The 23,435-nt window shown below is 35.0% G+C and carries 20 protein-coding genes; 19 read left to right on the top strand and 1 reads right to left on the bottom strand.

Annotated elements, in window-relative coordinates; all coding sequences use genetic code 4:
- Complete coding sequence (locus EFREU_RS03270) at positions 1–918, top strand: ABC transporter permease (RefSeq protein WP_100609717.1); 918 nt, start codon at positions 1–3, stop codon at positions 916–918.
- A 131-nt stretch (positions 919–1,049) separates the two neighbouring features.
- On the top strand, positions 1,050–2,471 hold the full coding sequence (locus EFREU_RS03265) for a BMP family ABC transporter substrate-binding protein (protein ID WP_100609716.1): 1,422 nt from the start codon (positions 1,050–1,052) through the stop codon (positions 2,469–2,471).
- A gap of 75 nt (positions 2,472–2,546) precedes the next feature.
- Here the strand turns inward: EFREU_RS03265 and EFREU_RS03260 are convergent, their stop codons facing one another.
- Entirely contained in the window at positions 2,547–4,028 is a 1,482-nt protein-coding gene (locus EFREU_RS03260) for a DUF2130 domain-containing protein (RefSeq protein ID WP_100609714.1), read from the bottom strand.
- A gap of 356 nt (positions 4,029–4,384) precedes the next feature.
- Between EFREU_RS03260 and EFREU_RS03255 the strand changes: the two genes are divergently transcribed.
- The 17 genes from EFREU_RS03255 (at position 4,385) to EFREU_RS03175 (ending at position 23,413) form a co-directional block, all read left to right on the top strand.
- Complete coding sequence (locus tag EFREU_RS03255) at positions 4,385–4,876, top strand: methylated-DNA--[protein]-cysteine S-methyltransferase (RefSeq protein WP_100609713.1); 492 nt, start codon at positions 4,385–4,387, stop codon at positions 4,874–4,876.
- A gap of 17 nt (positions 4,877–4,893) precedes the next feature.
- Positions 4,894–5,844: a tRNA (adenosine(37)-N6)-threonylcarbamoyltransferase complex transferase subunit TsaD gene (gene tsaD, locus EFREU_RS03250; protein WP_100609711.1), complete on the top strand. Its 951-nt coding sequence runs from the start codon at positions 4,894–4,896 to the stop codon at positions 5,842–5,844.
- A gap of 131 nt (positions 5,845–5,975) precedes the next feature.
- Entirely contained in the window at positions 5,976–6,761 is a 786-nt protein-coding gene (locus EFREU_RS03245; RefSeq protein ID WP_100609710.1) for a MurR/RpiR family transcriptional regulator, read from the top strand.
- 8 nt (positions 6,762–6,769) lie between these two features.
- A complete protein-coding gene (locus EFREU_RS03240) occupies positions 6,770–7,930 on the top strand; it encodes an alpha/beta hydrolase (RefSeq protein WP_100609708.1) in 1,161 nt (386 codons plus the stop codon).
- Between the two features lie 2 nt (positions 7,931–7,932).
- Entirely contained in the window at positions 7,933–9,321 is a 1,389-nt protein-coding gene (asnS, locus tag EFREU_RS03235) for an asparagine--tRNA ligase (RefSeq protein WP_408608278.1), read from the top strand.
- 77 nt (positions 9,322–9,398) lie between these two features.
- Entirely contained in the window at positions 9,399–10,367 is a 969-nt protein-coding gene (locus tag EFREU_RS03230; RefSeq protein ID WP_100609705.1) for a glycosyltransferase family 2 protein, read from the top strand.
- 14 nt (positions 10,368–10,381) lie between these two features.
- The gene (locus EFREU_RS03225; protein ID WP_100609703.1) at positions 10,382–11,191 is read left to right on the top strand and encodes an RDD family protein; all 810 of its coding nucleotides are present in this window, start codon (positions 10,382–10,384) and stop codon (positions 11,189–11,191) included.
- Positions 11,184–13,343 carry an ATP-dependent helicase gene (locus EFREU_RS03220; protein WP_100609830.1) on the top strand — a complete coding sequence of 720 codons (2,160 nt, stop codon included), beginning with the start codon at positions 11,184–11,186 and terminating at the stop codon, positions 13,341–13,343. The genes EFREU_RS03225 and EFREU_RS03220 overlap by 8 nt, the downstream gene beginning before the upstream one ends.
- 69 nt (positions 13,344–13,412) lie before the next feature.
- Entirely contained in the window at positions 13,413–13,682 is a 270-nt protein-coding gene (locus EFREU_RS03215; RefSeq protein WP_100609702.1) for an HPr family phosphocarrier protein, read from the top strand.
- A gap of 124 nt (positions 13,683–13,806) precedes the next feature.
- Entirely contained in the window at positions 13,807–14,772 is a 966-nt protein-coding gene (locus EFREU_RS03210) for a CPBP family intramembrane glutamic endopeptidase (RefSeq protein WP_100609700.1), read from the top strand.
- 11 nt (positions 14,773–14,783) lie between these two features.
- On the top strand, positions 14,784–15,689 hold the full coding sequence (locus EFREU_RS03205) for an RluA family pseudouridine synthase (protein WP_100609699.1): 906 nt from the start codon (positions 14,784–14,786) through the stop codon (positions 15,687–15,689).
- 39 nt (positions 15,690–15,728) lie between these two features.
- Positions 15,729–17,771, top strand: coding sequence for a hypothetical protein (locus EFREU_RS03200; RefSeq protein ID WP_100609697.1), 2,043 nt, complete (start codon positions 15,729–15,731; stop codon positions 17,769–17,771).
- A gap of 22 nt (positions 17,772–17,793) precedes the next feature.
- Entirely contained in the window at positions 17,794–19,824 is a 2,031-nt protein-coding gene (gene ligA, locus EFREU_RS03195; RefSeq protein WP_100609696.1) for an NAD-dependent DNA ligase LigA, read from the top strand.
- Complete coding sequence (locus EFREU_RS03190) at positions 19,817–20,119, top strand: Asp-tRNA(Asn)/Glu-tRNA(Gln) amidotransferase subunit GatC (RefSeq protein WP_100609695.1); 303 nt, start codon at positions 19,817–19,819, stop codon at positions 20,117–20,119. Before ligA ends, EFREU_RS03190 begins: the two co-directional genes overlap by 8 nt.
- Positions 20,120–21,628, top strand: coding sequence for an amidase family protein (locus EFREU_RS03185; RefSeq protein ID WP_100609693.1), 1,509 nt, complete (start codon positions 20,120–20,122; stop codon positions 21,626–21,628).
- Positions 21,621–23,060: an Asp-tRNA(Asn)/Glu-tRNA(Gln) amidotransferase subunit GatB gene (gene gatB, locus EFREU_RS03180; protein ID WP_100609829.1), complete on the top strand. Its 1,440-nt coding sequence runs from the start codon at positions 21,621–21,623 to the stop codon at positions 23,058–23,060. Before EFREU_RS03185 ends, gatB begins: the two co-directional genes overlap by 8 nt.
- Positions 23,061–23,080: 20 nt before the next feature.
- Positions 23,081–23,413: a hypothetical protein gene (locus EFREU_RS03175; RefSeq protein WP_100609692.1), complete on the top strand. Its 333-nt coding sequence runs from the start codon at positions 23,081–23,083 to the stop codon at positions 23,411–23,413.
- Positions 23,414–23,435 lie beyond the last annotated feature (22 nt).

Below are 23,435 nucleotides of genomic sequence, written 5' to 3'. Positions count from 1 at the left end.
ATGGAAGGATTTTTTGCTTATGCTTTTGCTCTTTGTGCCGTCCTCTTGTTCGCCTCACTTTCAGCCTTAGTATCAGAACGAGCTGGGGTAGTTAATATTGGAATCGAAGGTATGATGACCATCGGGGCCTTGATTACTGCTATTTTAGGAACCTATGTTAACAAAAATGCTAATGGTAATTATTCTCAAATCTGAGTAGTTCTGGTAGCGGCTATTTTCTCAGGCTTTTTTGCCTTACTCCATGCCTTACCAGCAATTACCTTGCGTTCAAACCAAATTGTATCGTCAACGGCCTTAAATATTTTAGCAATGGGAATTGCTATGTTTCTTGCCACCTCTGGTTGGTTTGGGCCTAACGCCACTGATATTGATTCGGGTTATGAAACCATTAGTTTTGGAAGAGTTTTCCCAATGTGATTATTAATTGCTATCTTAGCAACCATTGGTATTGCTATCTTCTTTAACTTTACTCGTGGCGGAATGCGCTTCACAATGACCGGAGAAAATCCCAACGCTGTTGATGCTGCTGGAATTTCTGTTGTGAAAATCCGTTATTGAGCAGTTTTCTTCTCAGGTATTTTAGCTGGTCTTGCTGGTGGCGTTATGATTACTACCGTCATTGGTTCTGGGATATTTATTGGGGGAACCTATGGTTTTGGTTTCCTAGCCTTAGCAATTATGATTTTCGGTCAATGACGTGTTCCTTATTTAAGTCTTGGGGTAATTTTATTCGCCTTCCTCTTTGCCCTAGGAAACCGAATTGGTTTCTTAATTGACCCGCAATCAGACTTTGTTAACTGAGCCCAAATATTTAAAGTTTTACCATTTGTTCTAACCTTAGTAGTGATGGTTATCTTTGCCAAGAAATCCAAAGCTCCTGCCGCTGATGGCGTCCCCTTTGATAAAGCGCGACGCTAACGCTGCAAAGCTTAACTTTGAAGCAATGAAAAAATGTTATCTATCTTAATCTTGGATTTTGGTAGCATTCTAACTCATTAAAACAAATTTCATAAGCAGCCTAACCAAGGTTGTTTCGAAAGGAAACCAAAGTGAAAAAAATAATTCTCCCCTTAACTGGACTTACCATAGCTCTTTCAGCTGGGAGTAGTGTAGTCTCTTGTATTCATGCGGCCTATAATCCAGGTTTAATTGGGGAACGCATCGCCCTCATCACGGATGCAGGGCGAGTAACTGACAAATCATTTAACCAATCAATGTATGAAGCTTTAAACGAATATTCTAACCGCAAAGAAAACCCTCAAGAGGGTGGTGGTTTTGATTTCTATAATCGGGGCTTATCGGCTAAACATAACTTTGTTCAACCTTTAAAAACTGATTATGCCGATTTGGTTTCAGCTTATAAAGTGGCAGCTTTGAAAGGCACTGACATGTTGATTTTGTCAGGCTTTCAGCACGCCAACACCGTACCGGTTGCTTCACAACTAGTCGGTCCAAATAAAACAGTCATCTTTGTTGATTCAGACATGAATAACCAATATAACGTAATTAACTTAGTTTACAATTCGCAACTCGCTGGTTTTGCCGCCGCCTATAACACGGCTGTTTGGGCCACTCAAAAAATTGTTGACGGCGAAGGAAATTGACGTTATCAAGGAGCTTTACATGACCCCCATAAAGTTAGTTTTGGACTTTTTGGTGGTATTAGTAGTAAAGCAGCTGTTGACAATTACCTTTGAGGGATGATGGTGGCAATTCAATATTTCAATGAAAACGCCAAAGCTCACCATAACCAATACGATAATGGGCAAACCCCCTTTGTTTATTTTGCTAACCTAGGCAAGGACGGTGATGTCGCCAATATTCCGAATATTGAAGGAAGTAACTCAAATTACTTCTCAGGCTCTTTTGAGCCAGGAGCTGCTACAAAGGCAGGAATTCCTAGTTATTTAGAAGAAAATGGTGCTGACGTTATCTTCCCTGTGGCTGGTCCGCAAACATCAGATGTTTTAAGTGGGACCAAGTCTTATGTAATTGGAGTTGATAGTGACCAAAGTGTTCAATATCCTAGTTATGCGGAACGTTTTGTGACATCGGCTACAAAAAACTTGAAAGTTTCTTTATGAGATGCCTTTGATCACTCTAAAGGAAATCGCTTAAATCTTGATGAAAATGGTAATCTTTTACCAAAACCAAAGTTCGCTACCGATGATAGTGATGGTTATTGGGATGGCACAATTGTGACTCCTAAACCAGCTTGGTCAATTTCAATTGATCAAGAAGCGCAAATAAAAAATAAAGTACCACCTACTGCGAAGTTCCGAGAGTCTTTAGTGGCTTGAGATAAACACATCGATAAATTGAAACCACTCAGTGATATTTTAGTTGAAAGTTATAATAAAACTGGTAGCAAAACTACCGATTATATGAATAAAGAATTAATTGTAAGTGTAGCTAGAGCACTGCTTGCTGCCGCTGAACCGTTGCCGCTTACATTTCCAAGCGATAAATAATAAAAAAGAGACCAATTGGTCTCTTTTTTATTTACATTATTCTGATAACTTTGTTCATTATTGATAGCAAAGTTTTTAATAATTTTCAATTTGGTAAGAATCTTTAACAATAGAGTAATCAATTAAATTTGTTGTGTCCTCTTCTAATTCAATAATTTTCTTACCTGATATTTTTTCCAATCGCTCCCTAACCTCTTTGTTTAATTTCTTTGAAAGCATTTCGTGAGTTTTTTCCAATCGCTCGACATTTTTTAATAAGGAATTTTTCACCCCTTCGATATCCTTCAATTGTTTTTTAAATGATTTCAAAAATTTTGGCATTTCAAAGTCAAGATATTTTTCTAAACCTTCAATTTTGTTTTTATATTCTTCGAGAGCTTTTTGGCTTTCCTCTTGGTTACTAATTTGGTCGATTTTTATTAGTAATTTTTTGTTAAGTTGCTTATAGGAATTTTCAATTTCAATAATTCTTCTAATAGTTTGAGCAACAAAAATAAAACTCAACGGATCAGAAATCCAAATATTAGGATAGTCATCACTTTGTTTAAATGATATGTCGCCATGATACTTCTCTGAAAAACTAGTTGTCACTAAGATCCCATATTTAGTTTTATTATTAGCCACATCGACAGAAAGTTTTGGTAGCCAACTATCACTTCATTTGGCATTTTTAACTTCATAAACGATTTTGCCAATATTTTGTCCATTGAATTTTACTGTTTGCAAATAATCGGCTTTTTGTTGGCCAGTAGTTATTTTCTCGATGGTATCGAGATAACCAAAAGCCTTTCGCAATTCGTTCTCAACTTCTACTTCTCAATTTTCACCACGTGTTTTATTATTAATGATTCTGATTTCTGCATTCTTAACTTTCAAATCAGTTATCTCAGCGAAAAAAGAATTTTTAATTTCTTCTTCTCTTTTACTTATCTCTACTTGAAACTTATCTACTAGACTTTCTTTTTCTTTTGCAAACTTTTCCGCTTCAGTTTTAGCAATTAAAGAGTTTTCCGAGATTATTTTTTTTAACTCAGCGATTTCAGAAAGATAAGTATTCTTAATTTCCGCTTCCTTTTTAGCTATTTCTATTTTCAAAAGTGACGAAAGACTTTCTTTTTCTTTTGCAAACTTTTCCGCTTCAGTTTTAGCAATTAAAGAGTTTTCTGAGATTACTTTTTTTAATTCGGCAATTTCGACAAGATAATAGTTTTTAATTTCTGCCTCTTTTTTAGCTGAAGCCAAGTCATTAGCTTCTTTGATATTTTTATATTTTTCATTTGTGAGTAATAAATCTTCTTTAAGTTTGGCAATTTGTTCCGAACTTTTTTTATCAATTACCTTTTCTTTGACTAGAAATTCTTTTTCCAAATTTTTTTGAAAAAGTTCCATTTCCATTTCTTTTTCTTTTAACCAATTTTGTTTAAGACCCTCAACTTCTTTTAAGGCTTTATTAGTAACAAAATCCTCTAATGTACTTTTATTATGATTATAAAAATCCTCGATGTTAAAGGTTTCTCCACAATGTGGGCATGATAAATTATTGCTATTTTTTAGCATCTTTGTTCCCTTCCTGTCTAGTAAAAAAACAAAACGAAAATTTGTCACAAAACTGTCACAAAAATGATAATGTAATAAGCGTTTTAGTAACAAAAATAAAAACCTGTTTTAGAAATATTCTAGACCATTTTCCAGATATCAATTTTTTATAATTTTTTCTTTTTTTGTTACTTCTCTTGCTAGACAATGATGATTTTATATGAAATATTACTCCCTGTATGATTTTTTTGTTTAAATGAGAAAAAAAGGAACAAATATTTCGTTAACTAACTATTAATTATTTTTTTCTCAAAGCACTAATTAAACAATTATTAATTACTACCTCGTTTTTTTGCGCTATGATTACAAAGATATTTATGGAAATTTTAGAAATTATTGAAAAAAGTTGAAATGCAGATTTTGAACTCAAACTTGGATTTTGAGATAATCGTTTAGTTTATATTGGTTTTTTGAATGATCCTTGACCACTGGCCTTACAAAAATTAATCTTTGTTAAGAAAAAGCAAAATTTTTCGCAAACTCAATTAGATTGTTTATCTAAACTTGACGCTTTCATTAATCATGAAAACTATGATTTTGCGCCTGATTTCTATTTCCATCAAGGTACATCATTTGAGAAACTTGTTTGAAGTGAACTTTTAAAATTAGTTTATGGTGAAACAATTACCTATTCTGACTTAGCAAATAAAATTGGTCATCCCAAGGCGGTACGGTCGGTTGCGAGCGCAGTGGCCAAAAATCCGTTTCTCTTACTAGTTCCATGTCATCGGGTAATTAGTAAAAATGGTGCTAGTCATTATCGAAGCGGTTCTCTAAAAAAACAATTTTTACTAAATAATGGTTATTAAATTTGACGGAGGAAAAAATGAAGATTTTAGCTATTGAATCTAGTTGTGATGAATTATCCTTTGGTTTAGTAGAAGATGGCATAATTCTAGCGAATGTCATCTCTTCACAAATTAAAAACCATGAAGTCCATGGAGGAGTTATTCCAGAATTGGCGGCACGACTTCACTTAGAAAATATGCCGTATGTATTTGAAGAATTAAATCGTCAAACCCATCTTGATTGGAAAAAAGTTGATTATATTGCGTATACGGCAAATCCTGGATTATTAGGTTCGTTAATGATTGGCAAGATTATTGCAGAAACATTGGCCCTCTATTTAGGTAAGCCACTAATGCCTTTAAACCATTTAGAAGGACATATTTATGGAGCCACAATTGACCAGAATTTTGCTTATCCGCTTTTAGCCCTAGTAGTTAGTGGCGGTCATACCCAAATTGAATTGGTAAAGGATGTCCATGACTTCAAAATTATTGGTGCTACATTGGATGATGCAATCGGCGAGTGCTATGACAAAGTAGCACGAATTATTGGCTTCCCTTATCCAGGAGGGCCAGAAATTGATCGGTTAGCGCAAAAAGGCAATCCGAATCGCTATTCTTTACCTTTAGCAAAAAATGACCAAAGTTATGACTTTTCTTATTCGGGTTTAAAAACGGCAGCCATTAACCTTTACCGCCGTGAGCAATCAAAACCAGACTTTTCGATGGTTGATTTTTGTGCCAGCTTCCAAAAGGCTGCCACAGAAGTCCTTGTTAAAAAATTAGAAACAGCAATTATCAAATATCAACCTAAGACCTTAATTATTGCTGGTGGTGCGAGCGCTAATAGCAAACTTCGTCAAGATATTGTCCACTTAGGTGAAAAATATCAATTGGCCTACACTTTGGTTCCCAGTTTGCAATATTGTACCGATAATGGGGCGATGATGGCGAAATTAGCTTGAGAAAAATTACAAGCTAAAAAATAATTGACTTGTTCCTTAGTCTTAGTATTTAATATTAGAAATTAAAGACAAGTCCAATGGTTTACTCGGTCTAGTAAAATAGAACTAACCATTAGTAATTAAAATCCAAAATGATTATAGAAATTGGAGGTTTCATGGCTTCATTTTTAGGAAAACTAGCAACTATTGACGAAAATAACCTGACGAGTCGCGAAAAAGAAATTGTTAAATATATCAAAAATAACATCCAAAATATTGTAGCAACCAATATGAAAATTGCTCATTTAGCACAGGAGGTTGGAACAGGTTTTTCTGCAATCTATGCCTTACTCAAGAAAATGGGAATTAATGGCTATCCAGACTTTATGATTTCGTTACGTAATGATGCACATAATGTGCAATTAGATATTGCAAACGATGATGAAAAAATCACTTCAAGTTATACAAACTTAATTATGCAAAATTATGCTTTGTTGGATAAGCGTTCTCTTTTTGAGACTTTAAAATTAATTCGGGGTGCAGAAAGAATCTTCGTTTGTTATTGAGAAGGGGTTTTAAAGGGTCCAGCTTTAGAGTTGGATAATTTTTTCTACGCCAATAGTTTTCATGTTAGTTTATTAGACTCTGATTGAGATACTATTAACCAACGAATCGAAAAAATGCACAAAGATGATTTATTTATTTTTTATACTAAATATGGAACTTCAACGCATCTAGAAAAAGTTATTCAAAAAATTAAAAATCGTGGTGGCAAAGTGGTTCTAGTATCAGGAAAGGTACCAACCGTTATGAATGCTCGCAATGTTAATTCGTATCATACCTTGATGATTGAAACGGATACCTTCGATTCACACTTTCCAAACCACATTTCCAAGTCAGTACCTTTTTACTATTTTAATGACTTGCTTGCCTACCATTATAAAAATTGAAAGAAAAAATAAGGGGGGTTATGAAATCACGAATTGCTAAGAGTTTCCAAAAGACCATCTTCCGTCGTGTCAATAAATTTTTGATTTACTTCTATGACGCTTTGCAAGATATTTTTACAGTTAGTGGAAAAAAACAAGGTTCAATCTATCTTTATCCTGAACTAAAAAAGATGAATAAGTTGATGCGTAATTTTTATAAACATCCTGAAATGCAAATTACTGCCACGGATAATTTAATTCCATTTAAATTTAATACTGACGACGGAGTTACTTTAGATGGCATCCAATATTTGGCGAACCCCAAAAGTGATAAATGATTAATTAGTTGTCATTGGTTTGCTGGCGATAAATATTGAGCTCTTTATTGAGCCAAACCGTTTATTGAACTTGGTTATAATATTTTAGTTTTCGATTTTCGTAACCATGGCCTAAGCCAAAAAAACCAACCGGTCACAATGGGTTATTTGGAAACTAAGGATTTGATGGGGGCCATTAAATGATTACAAGAAAATCATGAATATGAGCACCTTGGTCTTCTAGGGTGCAGTATGGGGGCGTATACTTGCAATTTTGTTGCAGCTAAGTATCCAGAATATTTAGCCAAAGCTAAATTACGTTTCGTGATTAGTGATGTTACTTATGGTTCAATCAAATCATTATTATTGCATATTCGTAACGTCCGTTTGAACAAGCTCTTAGGAAAAAAAGCTGTGGCCAAAAAAATTAACTCAATTCTTAATGAGCAAAATGAAGCGACTGGCTATAATTGATACGATATTGATATTTTTAAAATTTATGAACAAGATGGATCAAAACCATTGGCCCCAACATTTTATTCCCACGGGCTAAATGACAAATTGACTCCTCCTACTGATACGTTGCGTTTATATAGTTGACGTCAACAATTCAATTTGGGTGATGAAGTTATCATCTACAATTTTTCCCCACATGCCCTAAGCTTAAAAGATCACTTCTGTCGTCAAGTTTATCACTGGTTAATGTTTGAAAATAAAGTCATGGGGAATGATGCATTAACTAACCAAGCGCTTGCGAAATTTCAAATTACTGAAGAACGTTTGATGAACAATAAAGAAGAAAATTATGAAGTCTACACCTACTATTTGAACCCACAACCAAAGGTGGAAAAACTGGCGTTAGATGTTAAAATTAAAACGAAATAAAAATGGAATTAATAAGGAGTAAAATGACTGATTTAGCGGCAATTTTCCAAAATTACACCAAACTTGGAAACCAAAATATTAATTTAATTGGTCGCGTTCGAACGAATCGCAAAGGAAAAAAAGTTTCCTTTATGGTGGTAAATGATGGGACCATTTTCCAAGACTTACAAGTGGTTTATAAGGATGAGTTAAGTAATTACGAAAACATTACCAAAGCACGACCAGCCTCAATTGTTGAAATTAGTGGAACTTTAGTCTTAACACCTAACAAACCACAACCTTTTGAAATCCAAGCAACCCAAATGGAAATTTTAGACCAAGCTATCGAAGAATATCCCTTACAAAATAAAGAACATACTCCTGAATTCTTACGTGAGTTAGCACATTTAAGAGTAAGAACAAAAACTTTCAATGCTATTTATCGAGTGCGTTCGGCAGCTAGTTTTGCCTTTCATCGGTTCTTTAACGAACAAGGCTTTGTTTATGTTCAAACACCTATTTTAACAAGCAATGATGCTGAAGGTGCTGGCGAAACTTTTGTGGTTACTACGCGTAATGATGATAAATATGACCAAGATTTTTTTGGCAAGAAAGCAGTCTTAACTGTTTCTGGTCAATTGCATGCCGAAGCTTATGCTCAAGCCTTTCGGAAAGTTTATACTTTTGGACCAACTTTCCGCGCTGAAGAATCTTATACTGCTAAACATGCCGCTGAATTTTGAATGATTGAACCAGAAGTTGCTTTTGCCGATCTACAAGATAACATTGATTTAATTGAAGCTATGTTGAAAAGTGTTACCAAGGAAGTTTGGGATGTTTGTCATACCGAATTAAACTTTTTAGCACAACATTTTGATATTGACTTAGCTAGTCGTCTCCAAAGTTTAACTACTAAAAACTTTGCTTTATTACCTTATCGTGATGCAATTGAACGTTTGAAAGAAGCGATTGCTGATGGTCATCATTTTGATGACGAAAATATCTTCTTCGGTATGGATTTGGCGACAGAACATGAACGTTTTATTTGTGAAGTGCTTTACAACGCCCCAACATTTATCGTCGATTACCCAAAAACAATTAAGTCTTTCTATATGAAAGAAAACCCGGATTTGGAAACCGTGGCGGGTGTTGACCTTTTAGTACCAGGTATTGGTGAATTGGTTGGTGGAAGTGAACGTGAAGGCGATTATGACAAATTAGTACAACGTTGTTTGGAACAAGGAATTGATCCTAAAGGTTTAGATTGATATTTAGGCCTTCGTCGTTTTGGTTATTATAAATCGGCTGGTTTTGGGCTTGGTTTTGAACGATACCTAATGTATCTAACTGGAGTAACTAATATTCGTGATGTTTTGCTTTACCCACGTACTCCAAAGAACCTTCTTTTTTAGAACTTTTGCCAAATTCAGGATTTTGTTGGTAATTTTCAACATATAGTAAAATAGTAATTAGAAAAGTAGGAGGCTGAATGTTAGTTTCTTTTATCATTTCCTCTCAAGCAAAAGAAGAAAAACTTCTTAAAACCTTAGATTCAATTAAGGCACAAACTAATTCTAATTTTGAAATAATCCTCGTTGACGACGAACCAATAGCAGGAAGCAATAGTCTTGATTTTTTACATCAAGAATTTTTTGCTAACCCTAAGATTACTTTGGTGGTGAATAATCGTCCTCAAGGCCCATCCACAAATTGAAATACGGGCTTGGAACTAGCTCGTGGTGCCTATACTTGTTTTTTGAAAGAAGGCGATATTGTCGCCCCTCATTTTGTAGAAAAAATTGCAAAACTGGTCAAAGAAACTAACCAACCGTTGGACATTATTCAGTTTGCACAAAAACATGTTGGTTTTATCGAGCAAGACACTGATAATGATGAAGGTTTATTAATTTCAAACAAAATTTATGACTTAACAACTGACCACACTCCATTTGCTTACTTGAACCAAAACCTTTATGGCAAGTTGTTTGCTACTAACATTATCAAAAACTACCGAATTCGTTTCCGTGATAGTAATCGTTTTGATGCCTTATTTGTTTATCGAGTACTTGGTCATGCCAAAACTTTTTATAAACTTCCGGATGTTTTGATAACGCATTTAAAAACACCTTTACGTTATTCGGTCTTTGATTTAGTCAACCAATGACCCCACATCCTTAATTACTATAGAAAAATTGGGACTTATAAAGAACTTCGCGACGAATTAAATTACGCTTATATCTATCAATTGGCTTATAGTTTTCTAAGTCTGACTCGTCAATTGGAGAATAAACAACTCTATAAAAAGGCGCTAAGGTTTTCATATGATCGAATGAGTGGTAAACTTGGAAATAACTTTCAAAAAAATAAAGTTTATCAAAAGCACCAAAATGAGAAGTTCAGTGCTTGAATCAAAGAATATGGCGACCAAGTTAGCTTAGAATTACGTCGTCTAAAATAGGAGGCTGAGGGTAAATGGTTAACGATAATCAAAACGGCAGCGGAATTACAGACTTGCCAAATGTTAATCATTCGCAGCAACCCCATTCCCAACCACGAGAATATGAATTAGCGTCCTTAGGGCGCATTTTCCTTGCGAGAATTATTGACTTAATTTTAATTGCTATTCCAGGATTTGCAATTCGTTTTTTAGTAGCTATCAAACCTGACCAATGGCATCTTCTCTATCTCAATTTGGGTTTGACTATTAGTTTAACTCTCCTCTATTTTGTCATCTTGCCTTTTTTTCAAAAGGGTCAAACCTTAGGAAAATTAATTTGCGGCATTCGCTTAAAGGCCAAAGGAAAAAAGCAACCTTCATTATGACACTTATTTCTAAGAGAAGTCTATTTTCTCTTTATTCCGTGACTAGTGGCTGTGGGCACTCAAATTGGCGCAATTTTAATCATGAAGAGTGCTACCCCTTTGCCGTCAGAAGGGATTCCTCGTGAAGTAAAAATGGCTTTATTATTAACGCAAATAGGTTATCTCTTCTATTTGGCTTGATTTTTATATTTAGTCTTTTCGATTAAAGTCCAAGATGACCACCAGGCAATTGTGGACTTAAAAAACCACCTTTATGTTGTTAATAAAGATCCCAAAGTGGAAAAACCGACAACAAAAACTACTAAGGAACCGAAGTGGATTCCTAATTTAGCTTCGCAACCCGGATTACTTAAACGCGAAGAAAAAGAATGGTTAGTGCCCGATGAATTTGGCTTTGAAGTTACTTTAGAACCTGAAACAAAATTTAGAAAGGATAAAGATAATGCACGAAATGACTAAACTATTGGAGAACTTGAATAAGCAACAGCGTCAAGCAGTTGAAATTGTTGATAGTCCTCTACGAATTGTTGCGGGAGCCGGATCTGGGAAAACACGGGTGATTACTACTAAGATTGCTTATTTAATTGACCATGTCGGAATAAAATCGACAAAAATTTTAGCGTTAACCTTTACGAACAAAGCGGCTCGCGAAATGAAAGATCGAGTACAAAAAATTCTTCAAAATGAGGCTTTGAATCCGTTTATATCGACATTCCACTCTTTTTGTGCTCGCGTTTTAAGAGAAGAAGCACCGATTCTAAATTTGCCAAAACATTTTAATATTTTGGATACAGCTGACCAACGCACTATTTTACGGCAACTAATTAAAGCTCATGACTTATCACCAGAAATTAATGTTGTAAAATTCGAAAAAAAAGCTCTCGGACAAATTAGTGATTGAAAAAATGGTTTGTTATCACCTGATGACGTTTTGGAAACAAGTGCTAACCCTGATGATCGCGAGGTGGCGAAACTTTATAAGCTTTATGATGAGCGCTTGCGTAGTGAAAAAGCTTTAGACTTTGATGATTTACAAGTTTATACCTACCATCTATTTAGTAATTATCCTGAAGTACTTGAAAAATGACGAAAGCGCTTTGACTACGTCATGGTTGATGAATTCCAAGATACTAATGATTTGCAATTTGAGTTGATTAGGTTTTTAACTAAAGGCCGTAATGATTTAACAGTTGTTGGAGACCCCGACCAAACAATTTATTCTTGACGAGGGGCACGCGTAGAAATTATTACTAATTTTCAAAAATACTATCCTAATGCTAAAACGATTGTTTTAAATGAAAACTATCGTTCAACTCAACAAATTCTGGATTTGGCTAATGACTTTATTGAACAAAACCATCATCGTGAAAAGAAACTTATTTTTACCCAAAACCTTGGTGGAAAACGTCCTGAGGTAAAAGAAGCGGCTTCGCGCTATGCCGAAGCTCGTTATATCACAAGTATGATTGAAAAAATGGTCAAAAATGATGGTTACCAATATAACGATTTTTTCATTCTTTATCGTGCTAATTATTGGTCACAAGAGTTTGAAAAAGTCCTAACTAATGCAAAAATCCCTTACCAATTAGTAGGGGCCATTAAGTTTCGTGAACGAAAAGTAATTAAAGATGCTATGGCTTTTTTGAAAGTTATTTTATTACAAGATAATCTTTCAATGGAACGTTTATTGCATTTAACACCGAAAGTTGGTGAAGTAACGCAACAAAAATTAACGTTACTTGCGCAAGAAAAAGGCCTTAACCTTTATGAAGTAGTTACGAGTCCTGAAAATGAAGCCTTGGCAGTTACTAAGCATCTTGAAACGTTAAGAAATGCCTTAATTCAAGGGGAACAATTAGCTAATAATCAGGCTCCCGTTACCCAAATACTAGAAACTTTATTGGATTTATCGGGTTATTGGGAACAAGTAAAAATTTTGGATAATGACGAAAAAGATAACCAAAATCATTTAAAAGCTCTCTTAGACCAAGTCCAACGCTTTGATGATGAATTTGATCCGGAACGTTATGGGGAATCCAATCCTCTCTTAGCCTTTCTTCAAGAAGAAGCTTTGACTAGTGGTGATGATAATCAGCAAGAACCCAATAAAGTCACTTTACTAACTATCCATTCGGCCAAAGGTTTAGAAAATAAAGTCGTTTTTATTGCCGGAGTAAATCAAGATGTCTTTCCTTCACGCTTTTCCATGATGCGAACCGATAGCTTGGAAGAAGAAAGAAGAGCTTTATATGTGGCGATGACAAGAGCCAAAGAACGTCTCATTTTGAGTTATGTTCAAGGGGAATATTCTCGTTTAAGTAATGGTCTTCTCCAAGCCTCGCGTTTTATTCGAGAACTTAACCAAGATTTGATTGATATTGAACGCAATATTTTCGTTCATAATGACGGAGTTATCACTTCGCAACCAGCTTCAACTAAAACGATGGCGGCTAGCGAATTCCAAAAAGGTGATCTTGTCAATCACATTCTTTTTGGTGATGGGATTGTTATCAAAGTTTATGAAACAGAGTATCAAATTGCCTTTAATAACCCGAAATTTGGTGTGCAAATTTTAGTCAAAGGTAATCCTGTTTTAAGAAAAAAAATTTAATCATTTTGATAAATGGGTTAAAATCATATGGTAATCAAAAAATTTATTGAATAAATTAGGAGGAAATTGATGAAAACATTTAGTGCTATCGTTACTGATAAAGTCGGATTACATGCACGTCCCGCTTCAATTCTGGCAAAAGAAGCATCAAAATATAATTCAGATATCAAAATTTTATCTGGTGGTAAAACTGGTAATTTGAAATCAATCATGAATGTAATGGCTATGGCAATTAAAAATGGTGCTGAAATCACCATCGAAGCTAGCGGAAGCGATGAAAACGAAGCAATTGATGGAATCAAAAATGCTTTAATCACTAATTCAGTTATTTCTGAATAATAAAAAACAGCCTTCAAGGTTGTTTTTTTATGGAATTATTGAAGCCTTTCCTAGCCCTTTCTTGTAAAAAGGGGCTAAAAATGTTATTAATTATTGATAGTAACAAAGAACATAAAGGAATCAAATGGCTTTAAAAAAAATTAAAAACCAAACCGGAAATAAACCGTCTTTACTGACGCCAAATAACGATTTTCCTTTTTCGTTCGGTCTTTATAAGTTCCGATTTGATGGTTGACTATTTGTCGGTCTTAACCTTTTAGTGCCACTAATTGCTTTATTTACAATTCGTTTTACTTTAGGTTTTGATAAAACTGGTCAATTAATTTACATTGGTTTAAACTTGTTTTGCTTTGTTTTAAGTATGGTTTACTTCCTCTATAAAGATTCAAAGCTTTTTATGAAATCAGGCTTGTTTATTTTTTATGCTCTCCAAATTATGAATCCGTTAATCATGCTTACTATCGGAGGTTTGGGTTTATCCCTGATTAAAAATGACAGTCCCTGACGAGATGTTTGAACAATGGGTGTCCAAGTTGCTACTGAAATAGTGATTATTATTTGGGCCTTTCGTTCTACTTTAGATTTAAAAGAACGTGTTAAAAATACTTTTAAAAATGACTTAAAAAAATTGTTAGCCATAGTAGCCATTGGTACCATAGTAATCTTTGGGGCCAGTTTTCTTTATGGTTTAGCCACTAAAGGAACGGTTCTTGGTGGTGATTCAGACAATCAAAATTCTTTAATTGGAAAACTAAGAGAACCAGGATTGGGTATCGGGGTAAAAATTACTACCCTCTTACTCTTGGCCATTTTTACAATTGGAGTGGCGCCATTGGCTGAAGAATTGGCGATTCGTCATGCTTGATACATTGGTTGTGGTAATCGGACAATTGCTTGACTAACATCCGCATTATTTTTTGCCTTAATTCATGTTTCGTCAGGCGATGTCGAACATCTTTTGAACTATTTTATTGCCGGTTTTATTTTATCGACAATTTTTAACTTGAGTAAAGGTAATGTTACTCATAGTTGATTAACACACTTAAGTTATAATGCAATCGGCTATATAGCGGTTGTAGCTAGTTTATAGAAGGTACTATTATGGCCAAATTTACGATCCAAAAAAATGACGATCAACAAACGATTTTTAAATTCATCAAAAAATCATTTTCCACCACTCCTTTATCAGTCATCTACAAATGATTCCGTAAAGGAGAAATCAAAATTAACGGAGTAAGAATTAAAGATAAAACTCACATGCTTCATGAAGGGGATAATGTTGAAGTATATGATTTTAACAAACCAGTAATAAGGGACCAATTTAAGCACGTTGCTAATCCAGATTTAACCATTATCTACGAAGATGAAAATATTTTAATTATTAATAAAGAAGCCAATCTAGAAGTTCACTCACCTATTAATACTAGTCTTGATGATTTAGTAAAGTCGTACTTGGTTAATTCTCAACAATATCATCCTGAACAAGAAAATTCTTTTGTGGTCTCACATATTCATCGTCTCGATAAATTAACAAGTGGTTTAATTATCTATGCTAAAAATAAGCAAACTTTGAATATCTTATTAAAAGGTCACGATTTGATTGAAAAATATTATCTTGTTGCTGTGTCTGGTTACAAAAAAAAGAGCGATTTTGTGGCTGATGGGTGATTAAAATATGACCCTAACCAACAACTCTCACTTTATTCTCCTAAAGAACGTCCTGGTTATAAAAAAGCCATCACTGCTTTTCGTTATCTTAAAAATACTAAGTCAGGTTCTTTATTGGAAGCGCGTTTATTTACGGGCAGAAAGCACCAAATTCGGGCTACTTTGAGTTATTATGATTCACCAATATTGAACGATTTTCGTTACCAAGGTCCGAAAGTAAATTCTGAAAGAATGATTTACCTTATGGCTTCAAAGATTATTTTTCAAACTTTGCCGGAACCTTTGGGTTATTTATCAGGTAAGAGTTTTGAAATCCCTTGACCTCACGACCTTGATTAAAGCAAATCATTTAAAATAACTATTAGAGGAGGTGATTCCATGAAACGCGGAGCCCGCCAAAGTGTTTTAAGTGCTTTAGTTGGAGTTTGCACCTCAATTATGGCTTCTTTAATTCAATTTTTAATGATTTATTGAATTTTGAAAGCCTATGGATCAGCCTTTACTGGATTCACCCGAATCACCATTGCTTTAACTATAGTCGGTGGATCAGCCGAAGGAGCTTTAGGTTTAACAACGGTAGTGATGCTTGTGAAACCGATGGCGCAAGAAGACTGACTTCAAGCCAACGAAATCATTTCAACGGCCACTAAAAAATACCACAAGAATGTCTTAACTGCTTCGGTATTAATTTGTTTAATTGCTATTCTCTATCCACTCCAAATTGCTTTATTTCCGAAAATTTTAGACTCTAGTCGAAGTATCGTTTGGGGAATTGAGATTTCGGATTCGCGCGTTCCTGGCGGGCAAATTTTAATTAGTGTTTGAGAATTGGGTGGCATTGTGATTATTTTTGGTCTCATGCGCCTTATAGCTTCCAAATATTTTGGTATCTACGAAAATATTATTATTGCTGACCAAAAGAACGGTGTGCGGAAGGTCATTATCCTTTTTGTTGATACCGTTGTTTATGGCTGTTTTTTACTCTTGCTAAACCGGGCCATTGATGGTCAGCATTTTTTGCATCCCATTATTCCGCTAACTATTTTTCTAGCTTATGCGCCGTTGCGGGGCTTTTTAATGTTTCTTTATGTGAAACGGTATTATCCATGGATTAAATTCTATGCCGACTTCACTAGTTATCCGCTTTTGCGAACCACCTCTAAAGTTTGACGAGCTGGTTTAGGACAAAGTTTGTTAATTAATGCTGATTTAATCATTTTGTTCTTAGTTTTGTTAACTCCTGGTTTAACAGTGACCTCAATGCTTTCTCTTTACATGCTTGTCGGTGTCAATTTGCGCCTCATTTTGACTTCGATGATTACTTCCTTCCGGGAGTATTTTATTGTTTTAGTTAATAAAGATGGTCGCTTGCAATGAGACACTTATTCGAAATATGAACTTTATACCTTCATCGTGGCTGCCTTTGCCTTTATCTTTATGAGTTTAATCGCTCCTTATATCGTGACTGGGCTTTATGGAGACCTAATCTATAGCGATTTATTACTCGACACAGGAAGTTCACCTTTTTTAAAAAGTGCCCAATGAAAAGTTTTCGATTTTATTTTTACCAGTCCAGTTTTTTCCATTATTTATGCTACTTCGGTTAGCTTTATTTTATTATTTCAAGGACAAACAATTTTAATCCAAGCCAAAGGACGTTTTGGCGAAGTAGCTAAGGGAGTTAATATCATTGCCTTAGTTTACTTCCTTACGGAAATAGTTATTTGTTTAACGGTCAACTTAGTGATGCAATTAGAAAATATTGATGAAGACTTCTTAAAAGATACTATTTTAAGTTTTTATATCATCAAAATTTTATTTATGACAATGACTTATGTTTATTTATGGCAATATACTTGAAAATATGTGACCTACAATTCCACATCAAAATACATTTTTTCGAACCTTTGTTCGTTATTAATGCCAATTACTGCCGCTATACTTATTAACCTTTTCTTTGTGTCCAAGAAGTTTCCTTTAACAATTGATCCTAGTACTGGACCGCCAATAGTCTCCATTGGGTTAATTTTAGGAATTCTGTTAATTGTTGTTGTTTTAGGAGCGGCTTCTTGTTTAGCATTACCACTTTTCTTACGTCCTTCGGTAGGCGTCTCAATGGTTTTATCATTACCGGTCATTAAACAAATCGTGGCTTTACGTCGCGAAAAATCTCGAAAAGAACGGTTTGCTGAACAAAATATTAATCTTGAGGCTTTTGAAGGCCAACAACGAGAAAATTTAGCTAAAGTTTTATATAACATTGATCAACGGTCGGCCACGGAAATCATTAGTGAGAAAGACTTTTTAAAACGTTACCAAAACAACGAAAAACCAAAAATATACCAAATTAAAGGTAGTGTTAAACGCTTAATAAATTCTTCTTCTAAAACAAAGAAGAAAGAAGAACAAGACCCAGAATAGTGATAAAGAAAGAGGAGCTAAAATGGTTGATAACCTAGCCAAAATTCATGAGGAGATTCTTCGTCTCCGTGTTACTTTAAATGACTGATCACATCAATATTATGTTTTAGATGCCCCGACAGTCGACGATGCTGAGTATGACGCTAAAATGAAGGAGCTTATTCGTCTTGAAAAAGCTTACCCCGAGTTTGCTGATGCCAATTCCCCCAGTCAAAAAGTTGGAGGATCAGTTAGCGAACATTTTCAAAAACACATTCACTCATCACCAATGCTTTCTTTAGGAGACATTTTTAATTGAGAAGAATTTTTGGACTTTAATAAACAAGTGACTAAGATAACGGGGACCTCGGAAAATGCTTATTATGGCGAACTTAAAATCGATGGTCTTTCAATTTCGCTAACTTATAAAAACGGTCAATTAGTTACTGCGACAACACGTGGCGATGGACTTGTTGGGGAAGATGTCACAACAAATGTAAGGACCATCAAAACAATTCCTTTGCAATTAAAGGAACCGGTTGATGTTGAAACACGTGGCGAGATTTATTTACCAATTGCGGAATTTGAACATTTAAATGAAGAACGTCTAATCAAAGGGGAAACGCTTTTTGCTAATCCGCGGAATGCAGCAGCAGGAACCTTGCGCCAGTTAGATTCTAAAATTGTTGCCGGACGCCATTTAAATTCTTTTCTTTATTATTATATTCAACCGCCAAGACCAAAAATCAATACACAAGAAAAGGCTATTCGTTATTTAAATAACCTTGGTTTTCGGACAAACCCTGAAAACCGTCTTTGTCGGAATTTAGATGATGTAAAAGCCTTCATTGAAGATTTTGAAACTCGTCGTCATAATTTGGATTACCAAATTGATGGCTTGGTTTTTAAACTAAATGATTTCCAATATTACGAAAAACTTGGCGCTACCGCTAAAACACCAAGATGGGCAATTGCTTATAAATTTCCTGCCGAAGTCAAAGAAACGATTTTACGCCGTATCTTTCCGAGTGTTGGTCGAACCGGCAAAATCACTTATAACGCCGACTTAGAACCGATTATTCTTTCTGGAACTAAGGTATCAGCTGCTAGCTTGAATAATGCCTTATGAATTAAAGCTAAAGCCCTCAAGGAAGGTTGCAAAGTAAAGGTGAAAAAAGCAGGCGAAATCATTCCTAGTGTAGTGAGTTTAGTGAAGACCCCAAACTACGACAAACTACCTATTTGGCAACCAGCGACTCATTGCCCAATTTGTAAGAATAAATTGGAACAAAGCCTTGGTGAAGTTGACCAATTTTGTGTTAACTTCTCTTGCCCAGCAAAGATTTTGCGTTCAATGGAACATTTTGCTTCGCGAGGGGCTCTTGATATAGTTGGTTTAGGACCATCTATTTTGACACGTTTTTATGAAGCAAAATTAATTAAAACAATTGATGATATTTACCGATTACCAGAACACGAAACTGAAATTGTGAATTTTGAAAACTTTGGTAAAAAAAGTTATGATAATCTAGTTAAAGCAGTCAAGGCTTCGAAACATCGTTCATTGGAAAAAGTTATTTTCGGTCTTGGAATTCGCCATGTTGGTGCTAAAACTGCTAAGTTATTAGCGCAAAAATTTAAAACAATTGATGCCCTTGCTTTTGCGACCCTAGACGAGTTAGCGGCAGTCGACTTAATTGGTGCCATTAGTGCGCAATCAATTGTTGATTGATTTGCTGTCAAAACTAACCAAAAGTTAATCCAAGAACTAAAAAACTTTGGTGTAAACTTTACTTACCATGGTCCTAAAATTGGGGCCAACACTCCTTTGCGAGGGTTAAGTTTTGTCATCACTGGGACTTTATCTCAACCCCGCGAAACTATCAAAGAACTTTTAGAATCTGAAGGAGGCGCGGTTAATAGTAGTTTGTCAAAACAAACGAGCTATTTAATTGCCGGAACGGATCCAGGCAGCAAAATTCAAAAAGCCGAAAAACTTGGCGTTACAATTATTAACGAAGAAGATATTCCTCGCTTAATTCAAGAAAGGATTGAAGAAACCCATCATGAATAAAAACCCCATTATTTCTAACGAGTACCTTCAGGAACTAGCGCGTGATATCATGCTGGAACTATCACCGGAAGAGTTAACCTCAATTAGAACCATTGAAAAGGATTTAAAGGCCAAATTTGCTGCTGTTTTAAAAATTAATACTGATAATGTGGAGCCATTAAATTATCCTTTTGAGGAACCTCATCTTAAACTGCGCGATGATGCAGTAGTAAAGACAATTCCTCAAGCAACAGTTTTGCAAAATGCTCCAGTGACTCAAGATGAATTTATTGTATTGACAAAGGTAATTAAATAAATGAAATATAGAAAAAAAACCATTCAGGAATTAAATCATCTTTTAGCGACTCACCAAGTGACAAGCGAAGAATTGGCTCTTGATTTTATTCAAGAAGCCAAAAAAGATGCGGCAGCAAATTTTCTGACCACTTTGCCAGAAAATGAAATTATTGCGCAAGCAAAGGCGATTGATGCTCACCCTAATTTTCAATCACTTTTGACCGGAGTTCCGTATTTAGCAAAGGATAATTTTGCGACAAAAGGTATTAGAACTACTGGAGGATCTAAAATTCTCGAGAATTTTATTCCGCCTTACAATGCTACTATTATTGATATTTTGAATGGACATCAGGCTTTGATGGCTGGGAAAGCCTCTTTAGATGAACTAGGAATGGGAGGCACAGGCTTACTTTCGGCCTTTGGGGAAATCTATAATCCTTACGATAAAAAGCGCCTCATTGGTGGGTCGTCTTCAGGTTCAGTTTATGCTGTCTCGAAGGGGTATGTTCCCTTTGCCTTAGGGACTGATACTGGCGATTCAATTCGCAAGCCCGCCTCTTATACTGGTATTGTTGGTTTTAAACCAACCTACGGAGCTTTATCGCGATATGGAGTGCTACCTTATTCACCTAGCCTCGATCATCCTGGTTTCTTTACTAGAAATGTTGCGGATATGGCAATTGTGGCTGACGCGACTTTTCAACATGATGCCAAAGATTTTACCTCACAAGAAATTCCTCACAAAGACTTTCTAAAACATTTAGGTAAACTACCAAAAAGCACTAAGTTTGGTTATTTAAAAGTGGTTCAAGAAAATTTAGATCCTAAGTTGAAAAAAGCTTATTTCGATTTTTACCAAAAACTTAGTGAAGCAGGCTTTGAAGTAAAAGCACTTGACTTTCCTAAGGAACTACTTGATGCTCTTCCATCAATTTATATGATGATTTCTTTTACTGAAGCTGTCTCAACACATAGTAATTTAACCGGCGTTCATTTTGGTGAACGCGTAGAAAATGCTGATTATGAAACATTGATGCGTGAAACACGTTCTAAGTGCTTCGGGCCAGTGGTAAAACGACGTTTTCTAATCGGTTCGTTAAATTTAAAAAAAGATAACCAGGAATTATTTATGAACAAAGCCAAAAAGGTACGTCGTTTAATTGTGGAAGAATTAAATAAACTTTATAACAAAGTTAATATTTTGATTTTGCCAGCAGCACCAGGAGTGGCTCCATTAATTGATGAAGCAGTCGAATACGAAACTGATCATGATGATTCAAAAGCCTTTATTAATGATGTTTTGGTTTTAGGAAACCTAAGTGGGATGCCTTCAATCACTTTGCCATTTGTTTTTGAAAACGGTTTACCAATCGGTATTAATTTGAACGCGGCTCCTAAAAAAGACCGTCTTGTTTTACAAGCAGCAAAAAAAGTTGAAACTTTATTAGGTTATGAAAATCATGATTATCTAGACAAAAAATTACAAGCTGACAAAACATTAGAAGTAGGTGAATGTGGTGTTAAATAATTTAGAAGTAATTATCGGCATTGAAAACCACGTTGAATTAAAAACAAAAACAAAAATGTTTTCGCCAAGTCCAATTATTTTTGGAGCCCATCCCAACACTGCAGTACACGAAATTGATTTAGGTTATCCAGGGGCGATGCCAAGTGTGAATAAAGAAGGGGTCCGATTAGCCTTATTAGCTACTAACGCTTTAAAGATGACAATTGATCCACTTTTGATTTTTGACCGCAAAAATTATTTTTATCCTGATTTGGCAAAGGGATTCCAAATAACCCAACAATTTCACCCGATTGGCAAAGAAGGTAAATTAGAGATTCAACTTTCAGATATGGAAACGAAAATGATTGCCATTGAGCGTCTTCATATTGAAGAAGATACTGCTAAACAAATTCACAAAGGTGATCAAACCTATTTAGATTACAACCGTAGTGGAATTGGTTTGATTGAAATTGTGACTAAACCTGTAATGCGAAGTGCTGATGAGGCGGTCGCTTATGTTGAAAAACTACGGGAAACTTTGCTTTACTTAGGAGTCTCAGATGTCAAGATGAATGAAGGCTCATTGCGTTGCGATGTCAATATTTCCTTAAGGCCTTACGGCAAAGACCAATTTGGTTCAAAAGTAGAAATTAAAAACTTAAATTCACTTATGAACGTTCGCAAGGCAATTGACTTTGAAATTAAGCGCCAAACCGAAATTCTTTTAAACAACCAAGTGGTCATTCAAGAAACGCGTCGTTTTGATGAAGCAACCCAAACAACTATTAGTATGCGTTCAAAAGCTGACGCCATTGACTATCGCTATGTGGCTGAACCAAATATTACTCCAATCGCTCTTGATCCGGAGTGGATTGAATCTGTAATTGCTACTAGTCCACAATTAGCCGATGAAAAAAGAACTATTTTTCAAAAAAAATATGGACTAAAATTGGTTGATATTAACTTATTATTAACAAGTCGAGAAATGACCACTTTCTTTGAAGAGGTACTAAGTTTAACCAAACCTAGCGATGCTTCTAAGGTGCTTAATTATCTACTGGGTGATATTCAAAGTGAACTAAATACTAAAAACGAAATCATCACTGATACAAAAATTACTCCAGCTAAATTAGCGAAATTAATTGAGTATTTTAATGCTAACGTAATTTCTTCAAAGCATTTTAAGACCTTAATTCCTTTGGCAATGCGTGACGAAGCTTCAATAGATAATCTCATTGAAGAAAATCATCTAAAATTAATTGCGGACCCAAAAATTCTTCAAAATCATCTACAAACTTTGATTGATCAAAACCAGTCAGTTGTTGCTCAATATCAAGAGCGTCCAGAACGCGTTTTGAAAACAATCATGGGTCAATTAATGAAAATAACGCAAGGGAACGCCAGTCCTGATATAGCTCAACAAATTTTGGTAGCGCTCCTAAAGTCAAAATAAATTTAAAGGAAACACAAAAAATGAATTCTAACCAATATCAAAACCCCCAAGATCAAAAAGCAACTAGTCGTTATAGCTTATGAAATGCTGCTTTCATTCTTATGATTATTATTACAGTTTGTTCAGGGTTTTTAATCATTCCTTTAGCATGAATGATACCGATGACCTTAATGGTAAAAAAAGCTCGCGATGAAGTTAATACTCCTTATGAAAGAAGCCGGTTAGGTCTTGCGATTTGTTGTTTACTTTTTTGTGGCATAATACCCGGTATTTTAGCAATAATTGCCACGTCATTATTTACCCCAAATTTGTCTTCTTGAGATAATGAACAGCCATATTCTAACTTGGCTTAGAACAACTAATTGTTAAATACAT

It is taken from the genome of Entomoplasma freundtii, from assembly GCF_002804205.1.
Lineage (GTDB): Bacteria > Bacillota_I > Bacilli_A > Mycoplasmatales > Mycoplasmataceae > Williamsoniiplasma > Williamsoniiplasma freundtii.
Note: the sequence above shows the minus strand (reverse complement) of the source record. Positions and strands in the feature narration are given on the sequence as shown.